Below are 23,282 nucleotides of genomic sequence, written 5' to 3' on the forward strand. Positions count from 1 at the left end.
GTGCTATCCACTTGGCAAGCAGAGCTTCTTCACAAAAAGACTGAACCACTCTGGAGTATCCGCATTTTCTCTTGAGCTTGATTGGTGTTATTGACAGTCGCCGGAAGGGGAAGGTGCATCGTTGCGCGTGGCAATTGACCCTGCCAAGCCGTCAACCGTGGCGGCACCGGTTAATCGACGAGTTGCCGTAGCGCTCGCCGCCTTTGGCCTTGCATGCGGCATTGCCGCATTCCTGGGCTGGCTGCTCGACCTGCCCGCGCTGCGCGGCTTCGGCCTCACCGAATATCCGATCTGGCCCTGGACCTGCGTTGGCTTCATCGGCCTTTCGATCGGCTTTCTCGCCTCGTTCGCCGGCCGGCGGCAGCTGACGATCGGCGCACTGGCAGTGCCGTTCACGATCGCGGCAATCTCACTGTTCGAGCGTTGGTCCGGCAGCGACCTTGGCGTCGACACCCTGCTCTTCCCCGGCGAGCTGAACGACTATGCGTTCGCCACGCTGGGCCGCACCGGCGTGAACCCCGCTGCCGCCTTCCTGGTGCTGGGGCTGGCGGCACTCGGCCAGAGCCTGCACGATCTGCTTGCCAAGGAGATTCGCAGTCTCGCCGCGACGCTCGCGCTCGGCCTGGCCGCGGCCGCCGCCATCGTGATCCTGTTCTCGCGCCCCGGCAACAGCGTCGGCGTGCCGCTGCTCGCCACTTCGCTGCCCGGCGCACTGATCACCATCTCGCTCGCACTTTCCGCCATCGCCTGGAACAGCGGGTTCGGCTGGATGCGCGACCTGCTGCGCGATCCGGGCAATCGCCGGGTCCTGCGCATCCTGATCCCCGCCGCGCTGATCCTGCCGGTACTGCCCGCGGTGCTGGAGCTGGTGCTGGCACGGCAGCTGCTCCTGTCGGCGGTGCCGGTGCAACTGCTCAGCATGCTCGGCAATGTGCTCGTGGTGGGCACGATCGCCTATTGGGCGGTGACGCGCGTGGCGCGCGAACAATCGGTGAAGATCGAGCTGAGCGAAGCGATCGACGTGACCACCATGGCGCTCACCGACGCGGACGGCAACATCGTCCACTGGTCGGCGGGCGCCGCTTCGCTCTTCGGCTGGAGCGCCGCCGAGGCGCAGGGGCAGAACAAATATGCGCTGCTGCGCTCGCGCTGCGAAAGCGCCGAGACCAGCCTGCCCCGCCGCCCCGAGGGCCAGACGCAGGAGCTGGTGGAGACGGCTCGCGACGGCCGCGAGATCGCAATCATCGAGCGCACCCACCGGGTGGAGATCGCCGGGCGCGCACCGGTGATCGTCCACAAGATGACCGACGTGTCCGATCGTTCGCGCGCGGTCAGCGAGCTGCGCGAGAGCGAGGAACGTCTCGCCATCGCCACCGCGACGCACGAAGTGGGCGTATTCGAATGGGACGTCGCCTCGGGACGGATCGAATGGGCGCCCGGCGCCGAGGAACTGCTGGGCCTGAACCCCGGCACGATCACCGATTTCGACAGCTGGCGCGCGCAGATCCAGCCCGAGGACGTCGATTCAGTGATCGAGACGATCGAGCAGGCCGTGGCCGACCGCGCGCCGCGCTTCAGCTTCCGCTATCATTTCCTCGAGCCCAACGGGATGGTCCGTGCCGTCGAGGGGTCCTCGCGGGCAATCTACGACAGCGAAGGCAACCTGATCCGCACCGTCGGCGCGATGCTGGACATCACCGATCGCGAGGAACGCGAAGCCGCATTGCGCCGCCGCGAGGCCCAGCTCCGCTCGATCATCGAGACAGTGCCCGAGGCGATGCTGGCGGTGGACGAGGAAGGCACGATCCGGGTGTTCAGCGCCGCGGCGGAAGCGCTGTGGGATCATCGCGCGCACGAGGTGCTGGGCCACCACATATCGATGCTCACCCCCTATCCCGAGGGGGACGAGGCCGAGACACGGCTCTCTGCCTTCCTCAAGGCGGGCAAGCCGCTCGATCGCGGCGAGACCATCGCAGCCACCGGCATGACGCGAACCGGCGCGCGCTTTCCGATGGAAGTGCGCGCCAGCGTCGCCCAGGTCGACGGGCATCTGCTGTTCACGCTCTTCGCACGCGACCTGACCGAACAGTTCGAGGCGGAGGAGCGGCTGAGCGAACTCAACGCCGAAATCGCCCATGTCGGCCGCCAATCGGCGATGAGCGAGCTGGCTGCCGACATGGCACACGAGCTCAACCAGCCACTCGCCGCCACTTCGAACTTCCTCGCGGCAGCACGGATGCTGATGGAAAAAGGTGAGGATTCCGAGCGGATAACCGAAATGCTTCGGATGGCGAATGAACAGACGCTGCGCGCCGGCGAGATCATCCGCCGTTTGCGCAGCTTCACCATGCGCGGCGATGTAGATATGCGCGTAACGCCGCTCGGGCCGACTATTCGGGATGCCGCCGATTTGGTTCTTATAGGAACCAGCCAGTTCAATATACGCCTGACCTACGATCTCGACCCAGAAATACCATGTGTATTCGCGGATCGTGTGCAGGTGCAGCAAGTCGTAGTCAATCTATTACGCAATTCCATCGATGTTCTTCGTCAGCAGGGCGGCAACGATCGGCGGATCACGGTAAGTTCACGCAAGTCCAGCGACGAGTTGGTCGCAATAGAAATCGCCGATAGCGGCCCCGGCATCCCGGAACCAATGCTGGAGCAACTCTTTTCTCGTTTCACGACAACGAAGAGCAAGGGTGGTGGAATGGGTATTGGACTTTCCATCAGCAAGCGTATCATCGAAGCGCATGGTGGGATCCTCAGTGCGGAAAACCGGCCGGAGGGCGGCGCGGTGTTCCGGTTCACACTGCCCATCAGCGAACAGGGTGGAGAGTAGATGACAAAAACGATCTATATCGTGGACGACGACGACGCCGTCCGCGCATCGCTGCACAGCCTGCTGTCCCTACGTTCCGATTTGGTGATCCGGGCCTTCCGGTCCGGAGATATTTTTCTGGAATCACTGCCCGATCTCGATCCGGGCGTCTTGCTGCTCGATTTCCACATGCCGGGATCGACCGGCCTCGACGTGCTCAACTCGGTTGCCAACGATCCACGCTTCGTGTCCATCATCCTCACCGGCCAGGGCAATGTCGGCCTGGCGGTGCAGGCGATGAAGGCCGGAGCGCTCGACTTCATAGAGAAGCCCTATGAAGCCGAATTCCTGATGACGGCGATCGACCTGGCCTTTTCGCGGCTGGAGGAAGGCAACGAGGCCGCAGCGCGGGTGAACGTCGCCGAGACCAAGATCTCGCGGCTCTCGCCACGCGAGAAGGATGTGCTCAAGGGCCTGATCGAGGGGCGCTCGAACAAGATCATCGCCTATGAGCTCGATATCAGCCCGCGCACCGTGGAAATCTATCGCGCGAACCTGATGGAGAAGCTGGAAGTGCGCAGCCTGTCCGAGGCGCTGCGCATCGCCTTTGCCGCGGGGCTGTTCCCCAAGAACTGAGCGGCTGCGCTCAGCGTTCGGGATAGCCCCATTCGGGGAGCATCGCCTCGAGGATCGCCGCCGCATCGGCGGAGGCGATCCGTGGCGGGAAGCCGTCCTCCGCATAGCCGCCGATCACGGCGACCGCCCGCCAGCGCGGATCGTCGCGCAGCACCGTCTCATCCCCGCCACGCGCCGAGAGCGCGCCGTCGTCGATGATCAGCACCGGCCCCCGCGCCAACCAGCGCTCGACCCGGGGATCGTCGAGATTGTCGACGGTGACGATGTCCCCGCCCGCCATCGACAGGCGAGCAACGAGGGCAGTGCGAAGGCCCGCCTCCCGCACCAGTAGGACCAGCATTGGAACCGGGCTCATGAGCCCTCCTGCGAATTGCGACCCGGAGCTTTCTGCTCCTCGGATGCCGGAATTTATGTGGATTCCGGAATATGTCCCATCCGTGTCTTCTACCTAAGGCGCAGCCCGCAGGGAGAGATCAGAAGGCGTAGGACAGATCGGCATGCCCGAATTTGGTGTCCGCGGTGTGCGGCGCATTCGGGGCATCGCGCAGGAAACGGCCCTTGGCGAGATAGGCAGCGCCCAGCTCGAAGCGCAGCTTCTGCGGGATCAGCCAGCGGCGCGCGCGCAGCTCGAACTGGGTGCCGCCATAGCTGCCCGACTTGCCGGTCTTGTCCGTGACGCTGGTCGAGGCGAAGCTGTCGATCGCCGAGGCCAGCCAGGCGGCGCGAACCGAGCCCATCAGGTCGAGCCGCTTCGAAGGCCGGGCCTCGAGGCGCACTGCCGGCGACAGGATGTTGGCGCGGCCGAGCGGGCCATAGAGTGACAGCGGGCCGAAATCGGCGCGGCGTGCGCCGTAGAGCGTGTCGAAGCGGGTATAGGTGTCAGGGTTGCCCGTCTCGCCGCTGGCATAGTCGAACGCCATCGAGACGCGCGGCGCCCATTTGCTGGCGAAGGAGCGCCCCGCCTCGGCATGGACGAAGCCGGCACGAACCTTGAGGTCGCGCACGTCCGAGACGGCGGCCGTGGCACGCGCGAGGCCGCGCTGCAGCGCCGCTTCGACCTCATAGTCGAAATTGCCCTTGGCCGGGGCAAGGCGCAGGCGGGCGCCGACGGTCACGAGGCGGCGATTGCGCGTCGGATGCGTGGTGCGGTCATGCTCGATCAGGCGGAAGCCATAGGTTTCGAGGCTGGTCTTGCCGAACAGCCTGGCGAGCGTGGCGTTGCCGCCGAAGAACTCGATATTCTCCGTCGCGCGATCGAGCTGGACCTTGTTGTCGTAGATGTCCGCCGGGGTATCGGGCAGCGCAGTGAAGGGGCGCGTCCAGAACAGGATCAGCGCGTTCTTGTTCTTCGCCGCCACTTCGAGCTTGGCGCCCAGATAGGAAGGCACGCCGTTGGGGAAATCGGTGCGGCCGACCATGCGGCTGCCGCCGATGTCCATCGAGAACTTGCCGGCGGTGAGCTGGACACCCTTGGCCGGGCGGACCGCGAGATAGAGCTGCGCGGGCTCGAGATCGTTGATCTCGTTGGTGCGCACCGAGCTGCGCTCGTTCTCGCCATAGCCGCGCGCATCGACGACTTCACCGCCGAAGGTGACCGGGCCGATATCGACCTTGGCCGAGACCATCGTGCGGAACGACAGGAAGCTGTCGCTCTCCGGCGTGTTCGGGCGGAACTGGCCACCGATCGTCTCGGCGCGAACGCGGACGCTGCCATTCAGGCTCAGCTTCACCTTGTCCTGGGCAAGGGCCGGGCTGGCGATGATGACGGGCAGGATCGCCGCACAGGCGAGACGGATAGTTGCAAGGGCCACGGAACACTCCGGAAGATGGTTATCCCGGAATTATAGGACGATCTGGAGATTACGGACTTTTGCCGATCGTTCCGGCGTGTGCAGCCCCTCCAAAGTCTCCGGCGAACTACGTAGTTTGGCAGCTTGCAGACCACCTAGTCCTATAATGGAAGCAAACCCCGCCCGATTGGGCCCCCCGTCAATTGCGGCGTCGCGTGCGGCGCCGGAGCTAGTGGAACTGCAATATGCTCAGGATGATCAACAGCTGGCCGCTCGCCAAGAAGCTCCTCATCGCGTTCTCGCTGCTGGGTGCGCTGGTGCTCGGCCTCGGCATCAACGGATATGCATCGAACAAGACGCTGAGCGGCGTTGCCACCCGCCATGTCGAGAACGGCATCACCGGGCTTTCGGGGCTGACCGACATCCTGGCGGACATCCGCGAGCTGCGCATCATCGTGTACAGCTATTACAACGCCGCCAGCGCCAAGGACACGGCCAGCCTGGTCGAGCGCCGCGCCAAGGGCGAAGCCAAGCTGCTGGCCGACATCGATGCCTATCGCAAGGTGGCCGGCACCGACTTCGCCGAGGGGGTGGACGGCCTGCGCGCCAAGGCGACCTCGCTGATCGAGGCCAACAAGACGATCTTCGACCTGCACGATCAGGGCGACCAGGCCGGCGCATTCGCGGCGATCAAGGGCGTGGGCAAGGAAAAGTCGCACGATGCGATCGAAGCCGCCGACGACCTGCTCGCCAAGACCCGCGACCGTTCGGCCAAGGACAATGAATATGGCCAGAGCCAGAGCTGGTTCTCGCTGGTGATGACCGCCCTGCTCTCGCTGGTCGCCTTTGCAGGCCTGATCGCGATCTGGCTGGTGATCAACCGCACCGTGGCGCAGCCGATGGCCAAGCTGACCGAGGCGACCACCGTGCTCGCCAAGGGTGGCGAGGCCGAGGTCCCGAGCCGTGACCGTGCCGACGAACTGGGGCAGATCGCCAATGCCGTCGAGCAGTTCCGCGTCGGCGCCAAGTCGCGCGCCGAAACCGATGCCCGCTCCGCCGCCGAGCTGCGCGACGTGATGGCGACGCTCCGCGAGACGCTGCAGGCACTGAGCAACGGCGACCTGACCGCCGAGATCACCGCTGCCTATCCCGAGGCCTATGCCGAGCTGAAGAGCAACTTCAACGAAGCGGTCACCAGCCTGCGCACGCTGATCAGCTCGGTGATGGAATCGACCCAGTCGATCCATACCGGCTCGAACGAGATCGCCCAGGCATCCGAAGACCTGGCGCGCCGCACCGAAGCCAATGCCGCCAGCCTCGAGGAGACCTCGGCCGCCGTCGCGCAGATGGACGAACGGCTGAAGGCGATGGCCGCCTCGGCGGGCCGCACCGTGGAGCGCGCAGACGGCGCGATCAACACCGTCTCCGGCGGCCGCTCGATCGCCGACGAAGCCGTGCAGGCGATGACGCGCGTGAGCGAGAGCGCCAAGGGCATCGACAGCGTGATCGAGGGTCTCGACAAGATCGCCTTCCAGACCCGGGTGCTTGCGATGAACGCCGCAGTCGAGGCCGGCCGTGCGGGGGAAGCGGGCCGCGGATTCGCGGTGGTCGCAGATCTCGTCTCCGCACTCGCGATGCGCGCCGAAGAGGAAGCCGGCCGCGCCCGCGACCAGCTGACTGCGACGCAGACCGACATCGTCGCGGCGGTGGAGATGGTGGAGAAGGTCGACGGCGCGCTCGCCAACATTTCGGGCGACGTGAGCGAAGTGCACACGCTGCTCGCCGAGATGGCGAACGACAATGCGGCGCAGTCGACCGCGATCACCCAGATCAGCACGGCGATCGGCTCGATGGACCAGTCGACCCAGCAGAACGCCGCAATGGTCGAGCAGACCTCGGCCGCGGCGCGCAACCTGAGCACCGAAGTGAGCTCGCTGTCCGACCAGGCCGGCCGCTTCACCGTGGGCGATGCGGCGGCTCGCCCCGCCATGCGCCCGGCCCCGACGCCGACGCCGTCGCGGCCCAAGCCCACGACCAAGAAATCCGGCGCCTATATGTCGCCGGTGAAGGCCCTCCCCCTCACCAAGCCGGCAGCCACTTCCAGCAGCAGCGACGACGACTGGACCTCGTTCTGATGCTGGCCCTGCCATCCAAACCCTAGCCGAAGCGGGTTCCCATTTGGGGGCCCGCTTCCCCGTATGAGGACGAGAAAATGCTCGCAAAGCTCTCGATTTCGACGAAAATACTTGCACTTGTGGCGATCGTGGGGGCCGTGGGCCTTTCGCTGTCGCTGTTCGGATCCAGCACCTTGCAGCGCGTCGATGCGCGCTACTCGGACCTGGTGAACAACCATATGCCGATCGCGACCGAGCTGGCCCGCGCCAATCGCCGCGCGCTGGACATCGCCTATGCCGGTTATCGCGCGCTTTCCTATGAAGGCGGCTCGAAGATCGCTCAGGAAGCCGATGAGGTGGAGCAGGCCAATTACGAGATGGCCGGCCAGTTGCTCGACAATGCCGAGAAGATGCAGCCTGCTCTGAAGGCGCAGCTCGATCCGTTCCGCGCCAAGATCACCCGCGTGCACGAACTGGCGGCACGGGCGATCGAACTGGGCCAGCGCAACGACGACGAAGGCGCGCGCGCCGCGCTGGCGGAGATGGACCCGCTGGTCGTCACGCTCTCGAAGGAGATGGCCAAGTTCAACGATTCCGTGGTCGCGCGGGGCAAGGCGCAGACCGAAGAACTGGGCACGCATAGCGACAATGTCTCGACGTTGCTGCTGGTGGTGAGCGTGGTCGCGATCCTGGCGGCGATGGGCCTGAGCGTGTTCGTCTCGCGCACCGGGATCACCCTGCCGCTCGGCCGCCTGCAGGACACGATGCTGCGCCTGGCGGACGGCAACAACAAGGTTGACGTGCCCGGCAGCGATCGTGGCGACGAACTCGGCGCGATGGCCAAGACGGTGCTCGTGTTCCGCGACACCGCCCAGGCACAGGAAGCCGCCGCCGCTGCCAAGGCGATCGCGGATGCCGAGCAGAAGATGGTGGTCGACACGCTCGGCGAGAATCTTGGCGAAGTGGCCAAGGGCGACCTGACCGCCTCGATCAATCGCGAGTTCCCGGCGGACTATGCGGCGCTCAAGACCAACTTCAACGAAGCGCTGACCAGCCTGCGCGCGCTGATCGGCTCGGTGATGGATTCGACCCAGTCGATCCATACCGGCTCGACCGAGATCGCCCAGGCGTCCGAGGACCTGGCGCGCCGCACCGAAGCCAATGCCGCGAGCCTGGAGGAAACCTCCGCCGCGGTCGCGCAGATGGACGGCCGCCTGAAGGCGATGGCCGTTTCGGCTGGCCGTACCGTGGAGCGCGCCGACGGCGCGATCAGCACGGTCTCGGGCGGTCGTTCGATCGCCGACGAGGCCGTGCAGGCGATGACCCGCGTCTCGGAGAGCGCCAAGGGCATCGACAGCGTGATCGAGGGCCTCGACAAGATCGCCTTCCAGACCCGCGTTCTCGCGATGAACGCCGCGGTCGAGGCCGGCCGTGCCGGCGAAGCGGGCCGTGGCTTCGCAGTCGTCGCCGATTTGGTCAGCGCGCTCGCGATGCGTGCCGAAGAGGAAGCCGGCCGCGCCCGCGACCAGCTGACCGCCACCCAGACCGACATCGTCGCCGCGGTGGAGATGGTCGAGAAGGTGGACGGCGCGCTCGCCAACATCTCGAGCGACGTGGGCGAAGTGCACACGCTGCTCGCCGAGATGGCAACCGACAACGCCGCCCAGTCGACCGCGATCACCCAGATCAGCACCGCGATAGGCTCGATGGATCAGGCCACCCAGCAGAACGCCGCGATGGTCGAGGAAACCTCGGCCGCGGCGCGCAACCTGAACACCGAAGTGAGCGCGCTTTCGGAGCAGGCCAGCCGCTTCACCGTGGGCAATGCCGCGGTGCGCCCGGCAACGCGCCCGGTCGCACGTGCTGCCAAGGCAGTGGCGGAGAAGGCCGCTGCCTATGTCTCGCCGGTAAAGGCACTCGCCATGGCGGGCGCCCGCGGCGAGGAATGGGCCAGCTTCTGATCTTTTGAGCGAGGCACCGCTCGAAACATCATGGGCGCTCCGGCCTGGCCGGGGCGCCCCCTTTTTTAGCAGCAGTTCAGATCCTTCCACACCGCGACCGTGCGGAACGCGGCGAGGAGCTGGGCGATGTCCGCCGGGCCATGCGCACGTGCCTGGGCGAGCAGCGCAGGGACTTGCTCGGAGGCAGGATCGCGCGGCGTGACCGTGATCGGAGCGAGCAGCGCCGCAGCGGCGTCGAAGCGGCCGTCAGCGAGCATCATCGTCGCCGCGGTCACCTGGATCTGGGTGACCTGCGGCGCGAGCTGGGCGGCCTTGAGCAGCACGTTGAGCGTGTTCTCCGAAACGAATTGCGGCTCGGTCGACAGCGCTTCGGCCCAGGCATAGAGCGCCGGATAATATTCGGGGTCGGCCCGCCACACACGCGCCAGCCATTTGCGCGCTTCGCGGAACTCGGCCGGGGCGCGAGCGGCGTCCGCCCTGCCCGCCATCAGATGGCGCATGCCCTTCAGATAGAGCAGCTCGGGATCGTCGGGCGCGAGCGCGAGCAGCGCATCGAGCGTGGGATCGGCGGCGGCGGGCGCGCCATAGAGGATCTGGGCCTGGGCGAGCACGCGCCGGGCAAGATTGTCGCTGCGATCGGCGACCGCATCCTCGGCCCGCTTGAGCACCGCACGCTGGCGATCTGCTTCGACGATCCCGATACGCATCGCCGCCTGATCGAGCAGAAGCTGGTCCGCCGATGCGGGCAGCCTGGACACGGTGATCTCCGGCGCGACGAAACCCGTCGCGGTGGCGCGGATATAGGTGGCCTTGTCCTTGTAGCGCCACAGCCGGTCGTGCAGCGTGTTCACCGAAGCGCCGAACGCCGTTTCGAAGGCCACGGTGCGATCGGCACCCGCCCGAACTTCGGCAAGATAACGCCCGAAAGCCCGGCCCCGCTCGGGCTCGGCAAGGATGTAATGGACCAGCAATGCGCTCTCTGCGGAATAGAGCGGGCCATGATCGAGGTCGCCTGAGATGATCCGGCGCAGCGGCTCCCAGCGCCGGGACTCGAGCGCCGCCGCGAGGCTGGGATTGCCCTTGCCATATTCGATCACGTCGCCATCGAAGCGCGTGGTCGCGAGATTGAGGCTCAGGCCGTCGACGTACCAGCTCGGCAGATAGGCACCGCGGGCATTCTGGAGCAGGAAGTGGCGGCTGTACTCGGTGAACAGCCAGACATCGTGATAGCGCGGGACGCGGTCGCGCAGGCGGTCCCAGCGCGTATCCGCCGCGACAAGCATGCCAGTCGGCGCTGCCGAATAATAGCCGGTGAAGAAGAAGCCCGGCTGGGCGCGCTGCCGCCGCAGCCGATCGAGCTGGGTGGTGCCGCTGACCAGATAGATGGACAGCGGGTTCGCACGCTCGGGCTTCGGGGTGCCGGTGAGGATGCGGAGCAGCTGGTCAAAGCGCTCGAGCCGGGCCGTAACTGCGCGCGCTTCGCCCTCGTCGGCGCCATAGACGGTGAAGTTGGGGCTCTCCATGCGGACCCATTTGGCGCGGGCCTGGTTGCGCTCGCCGGTGACCAGGATGGAGTCCCGAGTGGGCGGCGGCACCTGCTGCGCCCATGCCGGCGACGCGAGCGCGAGGCACCCGCCCATGATCCAACCAAAAAGCCGCATTCCCCCTCGCCGCGCACCAACCCGATCGCGCGCAGACTAACCGCCGCAGCCCCGCTGGCAATCCACCGCCGGCAAAGAAAAGGGCGCCGCGGCGGATGCCGAGCGCCCTTTCTACGGCCGTGGCGAAGGATCAGGCAGCGGCGCGCTGCGGCGCGCGCAGCCCCTCCATGATCGTGCGGTTGACGTCGATCAGCTCGCGGATGCGCTCGCGGCCGGCGATCACGTCGCTGGTGAAGCGATCGATCCACAGCGCGAGCGAGACGATCTGCCCACGCAGCTCGCGCGGCAGGCCGTTGTTCGGATCGATGCAGTCCGTGTGGAAGGCGTGCCACATCTGGCGATTGCGATGCAGGGCGGGCATCAGCAGCGCACCCTTCAGGCCGCGCTCTTCCGCCTCCATCATCTCGCCGGTGATCTCGCCCAAAAGCCTGAGCTCTGCCGAGCGCGGCGTTTCAGCCCGGGAACGGGCCGCCTGATAGGCACTAAGGGTCATGCTGGCTCCATTTGCTTGACCCTTCATTCTAGGACGATTGCGACCGATCGGTGCGCGAACATCCTATAAGATTAGTGCGCCCTCCCGAATTGCGGGCGCGCATCCGGGGAAATTCATTGGCCAATTCGATCCTTCCGCACGCGCTGCCGTCGGCACTCGATGCCTATCCGGGCGTGACGCTGCTCTCGCTCGACTGCTTCGACACGCTGCTGTGGCGCGACGTGCATGCGCCCGTCGACCTGTTCAACGCGCTGGGCGAAGCCAACCTCCTGCAACGCAGCTGGGCGGAGCAGACCGCGCGCAGCAACGCGGCGGTGCGCCACCGCCGCAACGAAGTGCATATCGACGAGATCTATGCCGAGCTGCTGCCCAATGCGAGCAAGGCCGAGCGCGCCGCCGCAGTGCAGGACGAGCTCGACGCCGAGGCGCGCCACTGCTTCGCCTTCAAGCCCACCGTCGAGCTGATGCGCGCCGCCAAAGCACGCGGCATCGAGACGATTATCGTCTCGGACACCTATCTGGACGAGAAGCAGCTGCGCGGCCTGATCGCCGCCGCTGCGGGCGAGGAAGTCGCCGGGCTGATCGGCCGCATCTTCTGCTCGTCGCACTATGGCAAGGCCAAGAGCGAAGGCCTGTACGAGCCGGTGCTCAAGGCACTGAAGCTCGCGCCCGAGAAGATCCTGCACATCGGCGACAACAAGAAGGCGGACGTCGACGGCGTCGCGCCCTTCGGCGTGAACACGCTCCACCTGGTGCAGTTCACCGAAGGCAGCCAGCAGCGCATCCGCCTGGAAAGCGCGATCAGCTCGATCCTGCACGGCACCGAGACGGGCACCGCCCTCACCCACCAGCCGCACCGCGCGACGCTCGCCGCGTTCGAGCCGCAGGTGCAGGGCGCTGCCGAGACGCTGGGCTTCACCACGCTCGGCCCGCTCTTCGCCGGCTTCGACCGCTGGCTGGCGGACGAGGCCGAGGCGCTGCAAGCCGCCAATGGCGGCATCGTCCACGCCGTGTTCCTGATGCGCGACGGCTATCTGCCGCAGCTGGTGCACGAAGCACGCGGCGGCACGGGCCACGCCGTGGAGATCAGCCGCTTCACCGCCACCGCCGCCTCGCTGGGCGATGCCGGGGCGGTGAACCGCTATGTCGAGCGCGAGATCCTGAGCGACCTGAACGCGGTGGCCAAGCAGCTGTTGCTGCCGGCGCCCGAGGCCGCCAAGCTCGTCAAGGATCATGGCCGCCCCGCCGCATTCGTGAAGGCGGTGCAGGAGCCGCAGCGCATGCGCCGCATCACCCAGACCTCGCGCGCCTTTGCCGATCGGCTGGTCGCGCATGTCCGCAAGGCAGTGAACCCGGCGCCGGGCGATACGCTAATGCTGGTCGACCTGGGCTATAACGGCTCGGTCCAGAACGATGTCGAAGCGCTGATCGCCAGCAAGCTGAGCGTCAAGGTCGCCGGCCGCTATCTGCTGCTGCGCGAGCAGGCCCGCACCGGCCTCGACAAGAAGGGGTTCATCGGTCACGACGACTACGACTGCGCCGCGCTCGAGGCGTTGTGCGCGAACGTCGCCGTGCTCGAGCAGCTCTGCACCGCAGCCCAGGGCTCGGTAGTCGATTATGAGAAGGACGGCACCGCGATCCGTCGCGGCAACTCGATCAAGTCGCGCCAGTCCGACATTCGCGACCGCGTGCAGGCCGGCTGCCTGGCCTTCGTGCAGGCCGAGGGCAGCGCAACGATCCGCCCGAACACGCCGCCGCACGCCGCGGCGATGTGGCGCCGCGGTGCCGCGGGCACGCTCGGCCGGCTGATGTACGTGCCGCTCGAAGCCGAGCTGGAGGTGCTCGCCGCGTTCGAGCACGACATCAACCTGGGCGTCGACAACACCGTCTCGCTGTTCGATCCGACGATCGCCAAGAAGGGCCTGCGCCAGCGCGGCCTGTTCTACATGAAGGGCTCGGAGCGGATGTACCTGCCGGCCGAGCTGCACGGCGAGGGCCTGTCGCTCAAGCTCAGCCTGCTTGCGCATCGCCGCTTCGCACTGCCGCTGAAATACCAAGATTTCGTCGACAATTCGATCGCGCTGCCGCTGATCGTCGCCGACGGCAACCAGGTCTCGACCGGCAGCGTGACTGCCACCCCGACGCATGACGGCTACTACCTTGCCCCCATCCCGATCGGCGCCAGCCGCTTCTCGGTGGGCGTGCAGTTCGGCCAGCTCTATGACTGGGTGCAGGTGGAGAGCGCGGTGTTCATGCCCGTCGAGACCTTCCTGAGCGACAAGATCCGCCCGGGCACCGGCGAAGTCGGGGCGCTGCCCTCGCTCGAAGGCATGGAGCAGGTCGCGCCGCATCTGTTCCGCTGCGAGAACGAGTTCGCCTTCATGATGGTGCCGCCGCCCCCGCGCCAGGGCGACCGGCCGATGATGCTCGCGCTCGTCTTCCGCCCGATCGCCGCGCGCGAGGCCGCCGCGCCTGCCGCCACCAACGCCACCGCACAGCTTACCGGAGTCGCTGCATGACCCTGCTCATCCATTCGATGTCGGAATTTTCCGATCTTATCCTTCAGAGCCTGCAGATCGCCGGCGCCCGCAACATTGCCGAGGTGGGTGCCGAGTTCGGCGGGATGTCGCAGCAGCTCGCCGCCTATGCGCGCGTCACGGGCGGCAGCCTGACCAGCGTCGACCCCGCCCCCAAGCAGGAGTTCCTCGCCTGGGCCGAGCAGACGCCCGAAGTGCACCACATCGCCGAGCCGAGCCATGACGCGATGCCGAAGCTCGCCGATATCGACGCCTGGGTGATCGACGGCGACCATAATTACTACACCGTGATCAACGAGCTGCGCATCGCCGACCAGCTTGCCCGCCGCGACGGCAAGCCGCTGCTCGCGATCATGCACGACGTCTCCTGGCCGTGCGCGCGGCGCGACTGCTACTACGCGCCCGACCGGATCCCGGAGGAGCATCGCCACCCGCACAGCTTCGAAGGCGGCGTGATCCTGGGCGAAGGCGCCTGCCTGCCCAATCGCGGCTTCCGTGGCGCCGGCAGCTTCGCCTGGGCCCTGCACGAAGGCGGCCCGCGCAACGGCGTGCTGACCGCGGTCGAGGACTTCCGCGACGAAGCCCAGACCGAGGATCGCCCGCTCGCCTGGGCGCTGGTTCCGGCGGTGTTCGGCATGGGCGTGCTGTTCGACAGCTCGGCACCCTGGGCCCCGGCACTCGCCGATTTCATCGTGCCGTGGCACAACAACAAGCTGCTCGCCGCGCTCGAGGCGAACCGGCTGAAAAACTATCTCGCCGTCATCGACTGGCAGGACCGCGCCGCGGCCTAAATACGCAAATTACGCTTTTTTCTCGCTCCCCGTGCGGGCGCGGATCCCCAACCACGAGCGACACGCTCGTGACGGGATCCCCGCCTTCGCGGGGAGCTTCGTTATTGGAAAAGGTCGCCGCGAAAATACAGAAAATGCGCTGATTTAACCAAATTGGCCGGGCGGCGCCCCTCCCCTCCAAATCCGTCCTATAATTCTGGAAACAACTGGGACATTGGGCGAACCGCCATGCTGAACGGCATCGGATTCATTATCATTCTGGTCTGCGTGTTCGGCAGCTTCATGATCTCGGGCGGCAAGTTCGAGATCATCATGCACGCGCTGCCGCACGAACTCATGGCCATCGGCGGCGCCGCGATCGGCGCCTTCATCGTTTCCAACTCGATGGCGACCGTGAAGGCAGCCGGCAAGGGCATCGTCCGCTCGTTCAAGGGCGGCAAGTGGAAGGCGCAGGACTATAAGGACCTGCTCACGCTGATGTTCTCGGTGCTCTCCACCTTCAAGAAGGGTGGCGCCACCGCGCTCGAGCCGCATCTCGACAAGCCGGAGGAGAGCGATCTCTTCAAGCCCTATCCGCGGCTGCTGAAGGACCATCACCTGATCGAGTTCATCTGCGACTATCTGCGCATGATGACGGTCAACTTCGAGGACCCGCATCAGATCGAGGCCGCGATGGACGCGGACATCGAGAAGCATCACCACGAAGAGGCCGGCCCGCAGCACGCGCTGCAGATCATGGCCGACGGCCTGCCCGCGATCGGCATCGTCGCCGCGGTTCTGGGCGTGATCAAGACCATGGGCTCGATCGATCAGCCGACCGAGATCCTAGGCGCGATGATCGGCGGCGCGCTCGTCGGTACCTTCATGGGCGTGCTGCTGAGCTACTGCGTGGTGGGCCCGCTCGCCTCGAAGCTGCTCGAGACCATCGATAGCGACCACAAGCCGTTCCAGATCGTGAAGACGGCGATCGTCGCCTACGCCCAGAACCAGCCTGTCCAGGTGGCGATCGAGATCGCCCGCCGCATGACGCCGTCGGCCTATGCGCCGACCTTCCAGCAACTCGAAACCGCACTTGACGAGGCCAAGAATGGACCAGCCCCTGCAGCTGCCTGATGCCGAGGAGCGCGCGCTGCGCCTCCCCGCCCATGGCACCACCGTTACGGCCGAAGATCTTCGGGTGCGCCTCGTGCTCGCCGCGGACCTCGACGATGCGATCGAGATCGACGCATCGGAAGTCGAGAGCGTCGGCCAGGCCGTGCTCCAGCTCCTCGTTGCCGCGCGCAACGAAGCGGCGAGCAACGGCCAGGAATTCCGCATCGCCAACCCCAGCCCTGCATTCGTCGATCGCGTGAACCGCTGCCAACTGGCCGCCGCGATCGGCCTCGAGACCGGAGACGTTCTGTGAGCAAGTTGATCCTTACCGTCGACGATTCGGCGAGCATGCGCATGCTGCTCAAGACGTCGCTGACCGCGCAGGGCTTTCGCATCGAAAGCGCCAATGACGGCGAGCACGGCCTCGAGCGCATGCACGAGGTGAAGCCCGACCTACTGATCACCGACATCAACATGCCCAAGATGGACGGCTTCGAGCTGATCGAGGCGGTGCGTGGTGTCGCCGAGTTCCGCGGCACGCCGATCCTGGTGCTGTCGACCGAATTCTCGGACGAGAAGAAGTCCCGCGCCCGCTCCGCCGGCGCCACCGGCTGGATCACCAAGCCGTTCGAAGCCACCAAGCTGGGGGCGGCGATCCGCCGCGTGTGCCCGTGAGCGACGAATTCGACGACATCCAGGCGATCTTCTTCGAAGAGTGCGCCGAAGGTCTGGTGACCGCCGAGCAGGGCCTTTCGGCCATGCAGGCAGGCGACGTCTCGGGCGAAGTGATCGCGGGCGTGTTCCGCGCGGTCCACTCGATCAAGGGCGGCGCCGGTGCATTCGGCCACACCGACCTGACCGCGTTCGCGCACAAGTTCGAGAACGTCCTCGACGAAGTGCGCGGCGGCAAGATCCCGCCGAGCCCCGGCGTGGTCAAGGTGATGCTGAGCGCCTTCGACATCCTGACCGACCATGTCGAGGCGGCGAAGGGCAATGCCCCGCGCCCGGCCGACCAGGCCGCGCTCGACGCGCTGGAGAAGGTCCTTGCCAACAAGGGCGCCGATGACGGCGCGCCTGCCGGAAACGCTGCCGCTGCCGTTGCCCCGGTGGCGGCGGAGACCCCGGCGCCGGCCGCCGAGGAAGCGGACGAATTCGGCTTCGTGCCGATGGCCGTCTCGCTCGACGATTTCGACGCGCCTGCCGCCGTCGATGGCGACTGGATCGTGGTGTTCAAGCCGTCGCGCGCCGCGCTGGCCAATGCCGGCGAGCCGCTGCTGATCATCCGCGAGCTGGAGGGCCTGGGCGCCGAAATCGTCAGTGTCGACACCGATACGGTGCCGGCCCTGCGCGACCTCGACCCCGAGGAAGCCTATTTCACCTGGACGCTGCGCCTGCCGGCCGAAATGGCCGAGAGCGACATCATGGACTGCTTCGATTTCGTCGCGCCGGATTCGGTCGTCGAGGTTCGCCGCGAAGCCGGTGCTGCCCCGGCCGCCCCGGTGGCCCAGGCACCCGCCGATGCCGACGAGTTCGGCTTCGTGCCGGTGGCTGCCGGCGTCGAGGACTTCGCAGCCGAGATGCAGCGCGTCGTCGAGACGATCGCCGCGGCCTCGCCGCCGGTCGGCAGCGTCGACACCCCCGCCATCGCCCCCAAGGCGGGCGCGGGTGATGCGCAGCAGACGATCCGCGTCGACCTGGGCAAGCTCGACCTGCTGCTCAACCTGGTCGGCGAGCTGGTGATCCGCAACTCGATCCTGGCCGACCGGCTTTCGCCGGCCGATCGCCAGCGCGTCGAGCTCCCCGAGCTCGCTCGCCTGACGCGCCAGATCCAGGACAATGTCATGTCGCTGCGTGCGCAGCCGATCAAGCAGGCCTTCAGCCGCGTGCCGCGCATGCTGCGCGACCTCTCGGTCGAGACCGGCAAGCAGATCAACCTGGAGACGACCGGTGAGACCACCGAAGTCGACAAGGGCGTGATCGAGAAGATCGGCGATCCGCTGACCCACATGATCCGCAACGCCGCCGACCACGGGCTGGAAAGCGCCGAGGAGCGTATCGCCGCGGGCAAGGATCCGACAGGCACGATCAAGCTCTCGGCCGAGCAGAAGGGCGCGCGCATCTTCGTGCGGGTCTCGGACAATGGCCGCGGCATCAACCGCGAGCGCGTGAAGGCCAAGGCGATCGAGAAGGGGATCATCCCCGCCGATGCGCAGCTGTCGAACGAAGAGATCGACCAGCTGATCTGCGCGCCGGGCTTCTCCACCGCGGAGACGATCTCGAACATCTCGGGTCGCGGCGTGGGCATGGACGTGGTCCGCTCGAACGTGGAAGCGCTGGGCGGCCGCATCGAGATCCAGTCGGTTCCGGGCGAAGGCACGACCTTCACCATGATCCTGCCGCTCACCCTGGCGATCCTGGACGGCATGATCGTCCGCCTCGCCGGCCAGCGCTTCGTGCTGCCGCTCGCGCATGTGCTCGAGACGGTGCAGCCCGAGCCGGGCCAGGTGAAGCGCACTGCGCCCGACAGCGAAGTGATCGACATGCGCGGCGAATATGTGCCGGTGAAGCGCACGACCGAGATCTTCGGCCTGAACGACGATCGCCCGGTGGAAGACTCGCTGGTGGTGATCGTCGAGAGCGAAGGCTCGGGCAAGGTCGGGCTTGTCGTCGATACCATCGATGATCGCCGCGAAGTGGTGATCAAGAGCCTCGACCAGAACCTGCATCCGATCCGCGGCCTGGGTGGCGCAACCATCCTGGGCGACGGCTCGATCGCGCTCATCCTCGATATCGAGGCGCTCGTCGCCTCGACCAACCGCTACACCCCGAAAGGACTGGCAGCATGACGACCACCACCGACACCGTGGCCGATCGCAAGATCGTCACCTTCTCGCTCGGCGCGCAGACCTTCGGGATCGACATGCGCGCGCTGATCGAAATCCGTGAATGGGAAGAGCCCACCCCGCTCCCCAACGTCCCGGGCTTCATCAAGGGCGTGACCAACCTGCGCGGCAACGTGGTGCCCGTCGTCGGCCTCGCCGAGCGGCTTGGCTGGGAAGCGAGCGCGATCCATCCGCGCTCGTGCGTCCTCGTCGTCCATATCGCGGGCAAGCAGGCCGGCTTCCTGGTCGACGAGGTCAACGACATCGTCGCGATCGGCGAAACCGAGATTCAGCCGGCCCCCGAGGTCGAGACGATCGAGGCGAGCGTGATCGGTGGCCTGGTGCGCATCGCGACGCGCCAGAAGGACGGCACCCGCGACGAGAACGGCACGATGGTGCTGCTGCTCGATCTCGATGCGCTGAGCCTCACCAAGCATCTGGATATGGCAGCGTGACCGCCGCCGGGGGCGCCCTGGCGCCTGCCGGCGTCGGGGTTGGCATGGCGGCTGCGAACGCGGAGCTCACGTCCCGCGACTTCGCCGCCATCGCCACGATCATGCACGAAGACGCGCGCATCGCGCTGAGCGAGGCGAAGACCACGCTCGTCCAGTCGCGGCTCGGCCGCCGGCTGCGCGAGCATGGCCTGGCCCGGTTCTCGGACTATGTCGCGCTCGTGCAGAGCGATCCGGTGGAACGGCATGCGATGGTGGTGGCGCTGACCACCAACCACACGCATTTCTTCCGCGAGCCGCACCATTTCGATCATTTCCGCGAGCATGTGCTCCCGGTGCTCAAGCGCAAGCAGGGCCCGGTGCGGATCTGGTCGGCGGGCTGCTCGTCGGGCGAGGAGGTCTATACGATCGCCATGTGCCTGCTGGGGCCTGACCGCACGTCCGCGACCTGGCTGCGGAGCGCCGATGTCCGCCTGCTCGCGACCGACATCGCGCCGCATGTCGTGGAATCGGTCAAGCGCGGCTTCTATGCCGACAATGTCGCGGCGGGCGTTCCCGAGCCCTATCGCTCCACCTGGATGAAGCCCGTGCAGGGCGGCTTCCAGATGGCCGAGGAGGCGCGGTCGCTGGTGACGGCCAAGGTGCTCAACCTGTTCGAGCCCTGGCCGCTCAAGGCAGCCTATGACGTGATCTTCTGCCGCAACGTGATGATCTATTTCGGGGATCCTGCAAAGGAAGAGCTGGAGGCGGGCTTCGTCAACCAGCTCGCGCCCGGGGCGCACCTGTACATCGGTCATTCGGAGCGGCTGATCGGCCCGGCGGCGCGCCACATGCGCTCCTGCGGGCATACCATCTACCAGAAGCCGGAGGTGCACTGATGGCACCGGTACGTACGCTTATCGTCGACGACAGCGCCTCGATGCGCGCGACGCTGAAGCGCATGCTTTCGGGCGACCCCGGCATCGAGGTCGTCGGCATGGCCCCCGAGCCGTTCGCGGCGCGGGAAATGATCAAGCAGCTCAACCCCGACGTGCTGACGCTCGACGTCGAGATGCCGGGGATGGACGGGCTGTCGTTCCTCGAGCGGATCATGCGCCTCCGGCCGATGCCGGTGGTGATGTGCTCGACGCTCACCGCCCGCGGCGCGGAAGTGACGATCGAGGCGTTGCGCCTCGGCGCGGTCGACTATGTCACCAAGCCCAGCGGCACGCCCGAGGACATCGAGCGCGATGCCGGGCTGCTCTGCGAGAAGGTGAAGGCCGCCGCCCGTTCGGTGGCCCGCGCCGGGCCGCAGCGCCTGCCCGCCCAGCCCGCGCTCGCCGCAGGTGCGGTCGGCGAGCGGATCATCGCGATCGGCTCGTCCACGGGCGGTGTCGAGGCGCTGTTCTCGCTGCTGCCGGCGCTGCCGGAGAATTGCCCGCCGGTGCTGATCGTCCAGCACATGCCGGCGGCGTTCACCCGCAGCTTCGCCGATCGGCTGAACGGCGAATGCCGCGTCAATGTCGTGGAAGCGACCGACGGCGCGCCGGTGCTGCCGGGAACCGTCTATATTGCTCCTGGGGGCTCGCGCCACATGGAGCTGCGTGGCGGGATCCGCGGGCACATCAAGCTTCGCGAGGGCGATCCGGTCTCGGGTCACCGCCCGTCGGTGGACACGCTGTTCCACTCGGTCGCGCCGCTCGGCGCCGCCGCGGTAGGCGTGATCCTGACCGGCATGGGATCGGACGGTGCGCAAGGCCTGCTGGCCATGCGCCAGGCCGGTGCCAGGACGCTGGGCCAGAGCCGGGAAACCTGCGTGGTCTGGGGAATGCCGCGTTCGGCCAAGGAGCTGGGTGCGGTGGAACATGAAGTTGGTTTGTCGGGCATGCCGGGAGAAATCCTCAAGGCCTGCCGAGAGAAAGTTGGGAGCGTCTGATGCCTGCTGCAGCAGCAATCAAGGTGATGGTCGTGGACGACCAGACCAGCATGCGCGCGATGATCCGTCGCGCCCTGCAGGACCTGGGTTTCAAGGACGTGCGTGACAAGCCGAGTGCGCCCGAGGCGCTCGCGGCGGTGAAGAGCGACCGCGTTCACCTGATCATCTCCGACTATAACATGCCCGAGATGGACGGCCTCCAGTTCCTGGAAGCGGTCCGCACCGACGCGGTGATCGGCAAGACGGTGTTCATCATGCTCACCGGCTCGTCGGACAAGGAGATCGTCCAGAAGGCCGCGGCGCTGGGCGTGAACAACTATGTCGTGAAGCCCTTCGCGCCGGCGGCGCTGAAGGAGAAGATCGAGCGCGTTTTCGGCGAGCTCACCTGATGCGCCGGCTCTCGATCGTCCAGGGCGAGAATGCGATCGTGGCGGAGCCGGGCGTCATCGTCTCGACGCTGCTCGGTAGCTGTGTAGCCGCGTGTCTCTACGACCCCGTCGCCAAGGTGGGTGGGATGAACCACTTCCTCCTCGGCGAACCGAGCGCGGACCAGCGCGTCTCGGCCGGAGACATGCAGCGCTACGGCGTCCATGCCATGGAGCTTCTCATCAATGGGCTGATGGCGCGGGGCGCCTTGCGCACCCGGCTGAAGGCCCATCTGTACGGCGGCGGGAACATCGTTTCCGGCCTGGGCGGCATCGGGACAGCCAATGCGTCGTTCGCCCGCCGCTTCATGGCGGACGAAGGCATCGAGGTCGCGCACGCCGATCTCGGAGGCACTTCGGCGCGCAAGGTCGAGTTCCTGCCGCACGATGGCAAGAGCCGCTGCACCAAGGTGGCGGACCGCGTCCCCGATCGTCCGCCCGTCCCTGTCAACCTGCCGCCCGCCGGCGGAGACCTGGAGCTTTTCTGATGTCGTGCATGCCTGTGCCCGCCCAGCCCTATCTGGCCGAGCCGTTGCCCGGCTACGACCCCTATGCCGGCGCGCTCCACAGCGTGATCGCCAGCGAGCTGCGCGAGATGCGCGGCATGCTCGAGCGACTGGCCGAGGTGCTCGTCGCCGACGAGCAGTTCGCGCAGGTCCATATCGAACAGCTCCAGTCGTTCGACTATCTGATCCAGCACACCGACGAGTGCGCAAACCTGCTCGAGCGGATCGCCGGTGGTGAGGACTCGCTGAGCGCCGTCAACCACGTCCGCCTCGCCGAGGTGCAGGAACGGCTGCGCGATGCGCTGTCGATGGACGAAACCATCGGGGGTAAGTGGCATGGCTTCGATTCCGAATGACCGGCCGATCATCGTCAAGAAGGTCAAGAAGGTCGCCGGGGGACACCATGGCGGCGCCTGGAAAGTCGCATATGCCGACTTCGTGACCGCGATGATGGCGTTCTTCATGCTGCTCTGGCTGATCGCCAATCCGGACAAGCAGCGGCTGAAGGGCCTCGCAGCCTATTTCTCGCCGACCGTTTCGGACACGGCACCCTCGACCCCCGTGATGGGCACGTCCGAGGGTGCAGGCGGCCAGGCGCGGCGCTCGTCGAACGACACCAGCCGCGCCAACGGCACCCCCACCACCATGGCCGCGACTGCCGGTGCGGCGCGCGGCGGCACCGCCGAGGTGCCCGATACCTCGATGCGCGTGCTGGCCAGCGAGCTGCGCGTCGCGCTCGATGCGATCCCGCAGGACCAGGCGCGCAAGAACATCGCGATCGAGCCCGATCGTTCGGGCATGCGCATCACGCTGATGGACACCGACAAGCAGTCGATGTTCCGCGCCAACACCGCCGAGCTCAATCCCTTCGCCAAGGCGCTGCTCATCAAGACCGCGGCCAAGCTCGCCCAGTCGGGCGGCCAGATCGCGATCGAGGGGCACACCGACGCCGCGGGCGGCGGGCAGAGCGACGCCAATTGGCAGCTTTCGGGCGCCCGCGCCCTCGCCGCGCGCCAGGCGATGATCGCCGCGGGCATGACGCCCGACCGCTTCGCCGAGATCGTCGCGATGGGCGGAACCCGCCCGGTCTATCCCGACCAGCCGGATCGCCCGGAGAACCGCCGCATCACCATCGTGCTGAAGGCGGAGGCCCCATCGCTTCCCAGCGACAGCAGCTTCAAGTTCTGACCCAGTACCGAGTATCCG

At 66.8% G+C, this 23,282-nt stretch carries 21 protein-coding genes; 17 read left to right on the plus strand and 4 right to left on the minus strand.

Translation table 11 applies throughout. The features are described from left to right. Positions 1–127 precede the first annotated feature (127 nt). Complete coding sequence (locus P6144_RS10020) at positions 128–2,842, plus strand: PAS domain S-box protein (protein ID WP_277767612.1); 2,715 nt, start codon at positions 128–130, stop codon at positions 2,840–2,842. Further along, entirely contained in the window at positions 2,843–3,457 is a 615-nt protein-coding gene (locus P6144_RS10025; protein WP_277767613.1) for a response regulator, read from the plus strand. A gap of 10 nt (positions 3,458–3,467) precedes the next feature. On the opposite strand, the gene P6144_RS10030 is transcribed toward P6144_RS10025, so the two are convergent. Further along, positions 3,468–3,812: a hypothetical protein gene (locus P6144_RS10030; RefSeq protein ID WP_277767614.1), complete on the minus strand. Its 345-nt coding sequence runs from the start codon at positions 3,810–3,812 to the stop codon at positions 3,468–3,470. A 118-nt stretch (positions 3,813–3,930) separates the two neighbouring features. Further along, positions 3,931–5,268 carry an alginate export family protein gene (locus P6144_RS10035; RefSeq protein WP_277767615.1) on the minus strand — a complete coding sequence of 446 codons (1,338 nt, stop codon included), beginning with the start codon at positions 5,266–5,268 and terminating at the stop codon, positions 3,931–3,933. A gap of 224 nt (positions 5,269–5,492) precedes the next feature. On the opposite strand from P6144_RS10035, the gene P6144_RS10040 reads away from it, so the two are divergent. Both P6144_RS10040 and P6144_RS10045 read left to right on the plus strand, forming a co-directional pair. Then, positions 5,493–7,382 (plus strand): methyl-accepting chemotaxis protein, encoded by a 1,890-nt coding sequence (locus tag P6144_RS10040; protein ID WP_277767616.1) that lies wholly within the window; start codon positions 5,493–5,495, stop codon positions 7,380–7,382. Between the two features lie 77 nt (positions 7,383–7,459). Beyond that, on the plus strand, positions 7,460–9,322 hold the full coding sequence (locus tag P6144_RS10045; protein ID WP_277767617.1) for a methyl-accepting chemotaxis protein: 1,863 nt from the start codon (positions 7,460–7,462) through the stop codon (positions 9,320–9,322). Positions 9,323–9,387: 65 nt separating this feature from the next. Here P6144_RS10045 and P6144_RS10050 read toward each other — a convergent pair whose 3' ends face one another. Both P6144_RS10050 and flaF read right to left on the minus strand, forming a co-directional pair. Then, the gene (locus tag P6144_RS10050; protein ID WP_277767618.1) at positions 9,388–10,983 is read right to left on the minus strand and encodes a hypothetical protein; all 1,596 of its coding nucleotides are present in this window, start codon (positions 10,981–10,983) and stop codon (positions 9,388–9,390) included. Between the two features lie 130 nt (positions 10,984–11,113). Continuing rightward, entirely contained in the window at positions 11,114–11,476 is a 363-nt protein-coding gene (gene flaF / locus P6144_RS10055) for a flagellar biosynthesis regulator FlaF (RefSeq protein WP_277767619.1), read from the minus strand. A 116-nt stretch (positions 11,477–11,592) separates the two neighbouring features. Between flaF and P6144_RS10060 the strand changes: the two genes are divergently transcribed. From P6144_RS10060 to P6144_RS10120, 13 genes are all read left to right on the plus strand, one after another. Next, positions 11,593–13,995, plus strand: coding sequence for an HAD family hydrolase (locus P6144_RS10060; protein WP_277767620.1), 2,403 nt, complete (start codon positions 11,593–11,595; stop codon positions 13,993–13,995). After that, complete coding sequence (locus tag P6144_RS10065) at positions 13,992–14,804, plus strand: class I SAM-dependent methyltransferase (protein WP_277767621.1); 813 nt, start codon at positions 13,992–13,994, stop codon at positions 14,802–14,804. Before P6144_RS10060 ends, P6144_RS10065 begins: the two co-directional genes overlap by 4 nt. Before the next feature lie 228 nt (positions 14,805–15,032). Further along, positions 15,033–15,917 carry a flagellar motor stator protein MotA gene (gene motA, locus P6144_RS10070; RefSeq protein ID WP_277767622.1) on the plus strand — a complete coding sequence of 295 codons (885 nt, stop codon included), beginning with the start codon at positions 15,033–15,035 and terminating at the stop codon, positions 15,915–15,917. Further along, positions 15,892–16,209, plus strand: coding sequence for an STAS domain-containing protein (locus P6144_RS10075; protein WP_277767623.1), 318 nt, complete (start codon positions 15,892–15,894; stop codon positions 16,207–16,209). Before motA ends, P6144_RS10075 begins: the two co-directional genes overlap by 26 nt. After that, the gene (locus P6144_RS10080) at positions 16,206–16,571 is read left to right on the plus strand and encodes a response regulator (protein WP_277767624.1); all 366 of its coding nucleotides are present in this window, start codon (positions 16,206–16,208) and stop codon (positions 16,569–16,571) included. The genes P6144_RS10075 and P6144_RS10080 overlap by 4 nt, the downstream gene beginning before the upstream one ends. After that, positions 16,568–18,742 (plus strand): chemotaxis protein CheA, encoded by a 2,175-nt coding sequence (locus tag P6144_RS10085; RefSeq protein ID WP_277767625.1) that lies wholly within the window; start codon positions 16,568–16,570, stop codon positions 18,740–18,742. The genes P6144_RS10080 and P6144_RS10085 overlap by 4 nt, the downstream gene beginning before the upstream one ends. Then, positions 18,739–19,233: a chemotaxis protein CheW gene (locus P6144_RS10090; RefSeq protein WP_277767626.1), complete on the plus strand. Its 495-nt coding sequence runs from the start codon at positions 18,739–18,741 to the stop codon at positions 19,231–19,233. The genes P6144_RS10085 and P6144_RS10090 overlap by 4 nt, the downstream gene beginning before the upstream one ends. Positions 19,234–19,277: 44 nt before the next feature. Then, on the plus strand, positions 19,278–20,108 hold the full coding sequence (locus tag P6144_RS10095; RefSeq protein WP_277767627.1) for a protein-glutamate O-methyltransferase CheR: 831 nt from the start codon (positions 19,278–19,280) through the stop codon (positions 20,106–20,108). After that, entirely contained in the window at positions 20,108–21,145 is a 1,038-nt protein-coding gene (locus P6144_RS10100; protein WP_277767628.1) for a chemotaxis response regulator protein-glutamate methylesterase, read from the plus strand. The genes P6144_RS10095 and P6144_RS10100 overlap by 1 nt, the downstream gene beginning before the upstream one ends. After that, positions 21,145–21,534 (plus strand): response regulator, encoded by a 390-nt coding sequence (locus P6144_RS10105; protein WP_180145397.1) that lies wholly within the window; start codon positions 21,145–21,147, stop codon positions 21,532–21,534. The genes P6144_RS10100 and P6144_RS10105 overlap by 1 nt, the downstream gene beginning before the upstream one ends. Next, positions 21,534–22,058 (plus strand): chemotaxis protein CheD, encoded by a 525-nt coding sequence (locus tag P6144_RS10110; RefSeq protein WP_277767629.1) that lies wholly within the window; start codon positions 21,534–21,536, stop codon positions 22,056–22,058. The genes P6144_RS10105 and P6144_RS10110 overlap by 1 nt, the downstream gene beginning before the upstream one ends. Continuing rightward, the gene (locus P6144_RS10115) at positions 22,058–22,432 is read left to right on the plus strand and encodes a hypothetical protein (RefSeq protein ID WP_277767630.1); all 375 of its coding nucleotides are present in this window, start codon (positions 22,058–22,060) and stop codon (positions 22,430–22,432) included. Before P6144_RS10110 ends, P6144_RS10115 begins: the two co-directional genes overlap by 1 nt. Further along, complete coding sequence (locus P6144_RS10120; RefSeq protein WP_277767631.1) at positions 22,413–23,264, plus strand: flagellar motor protein MotB; 852 nt, start codon at positions 22,413–22,415, stop codon at positions 23,262–23,264. The genes P6144_RS10115 and P6144_RS10120 overlap by 20 nt, the downstream gene beginning before the upstream one ends. The last annotated feature ends 18 nt before the right edge of the window (positions 23,265–23,282 follow it).

The organism is Sphingomonas sp. HITSZ_GF (assembly GCF_029543155.1).
GTDB lineage: Bacteria > Pseudomonadota > Alphaproteobacteria > Sphingomonadales > Sphingomonadaceae > Sphingomonas.

Coding starts and splice junctions, on each gene's coding strand:
- P6144_RS10025 (WP_277767613.1), top strand. CDS start 2,843: ATGACAAAAACGATCTATATCGTGGACGACGACGACGCCGTCCGCGCA.
- P6144_RS10030 (WP_277767614.1), bottom strand. CDS start 3,812: ATGAGCCCGGTTCCAATGCTGGTCCTACTGGTGCGGGAGGCGGGCCTT.
- P6144_RS10040 (WP_277767616.1), top strand. CDS start 5,493: ATGCTCAGGATGATCAACAGCTGGCCGCTCGCCAAGAAGCTCCTCATC.
- P6144_RS10045 (WP_277767617.1), top strand. CDS start 7,460: ATGCTCGCAAAGCTCTCGATTTCGACGAAAATACTTGCACTTGTGGCG.
- P6144_RS10050 (WP_277767618.1), bottom strand. CDS start 10,983: ATGCGGCTTTTTGGTTGGATCATGGGCGGGTGCCTCGCGCTCGCGTCG.
- flaF (WP_277767619.1), bottom strand. CDS start 11,476: ATGACCCTTAGTGCCTATCAGGCGGCCCGTTCCCGGGCTGAAACGCCG.
- P6144_RS10065 (WP_277767621.1), top strand. CDS start 13,992: ATGACCCTGCTCATCCATTCGATGTCGGAATTTTCCGATCTTATCCTT.
- motA (WP_277767622.1), top strand. CDS start 15,033: ATGCTGAACGGCATCGGATTCATTATCATTCTGGTCTGCGTGTTCGGC.
- P6144_RS10075 (WP_277767623.1), top strand. CDS start 15,892: ATGGACCAGCCCCTGCAGCTGCCTGATGCCGAGGAGCGCGCGCTGCGC.
- P6144_RS10090 (WP_277767626.1), top strand. CDS start 18,739: ATGACGACCACCACCGACACCGTGGCCGATCGCAAGATCGTCACCTTC.
- P6144_RS10095 (WP_277767627.1), top strand. CDS start 19,278: ATGGCGGCTGCGAACGCGGAGCTCACGTCCCGCGACTTCGCCGCCATC.
- P6144_RS10100 (WP_277767628.1), top strand. CDS start 20,108: ATGGCACCGGTACGTACGCTTATCGTCGACGACAGCGCCTCGATGCGC.
- P6144_RS10105 (WP_180145397.1), top strand. CDS start 21,145: ATGCCTGCTGCAGCAGCAATCAAGGTGATGGTCGTGGACGACCAGACC.
- P6144_RS10110 (WP_277767629.1), top strand. CDS start 21,534: ATGCGCCGGCTCTCGATCGTCCAGGGCGAGAATGCGATCGTGGCGGAG.
- P6144_RS10115 (WP_277767630.1), top strand. CDS start 22,058: ATGTCGTGCATGCCTGTGCCCGCCCAGCCCTATCTGGCCGAGCCGTTG.
- P6144_RS10120 (WP_277767631.1), top strand. CDS start 22,413: ATGGCTTCGATTCCGAATGACCGGCCGATCATCGTCAAGAAGGTCAAG.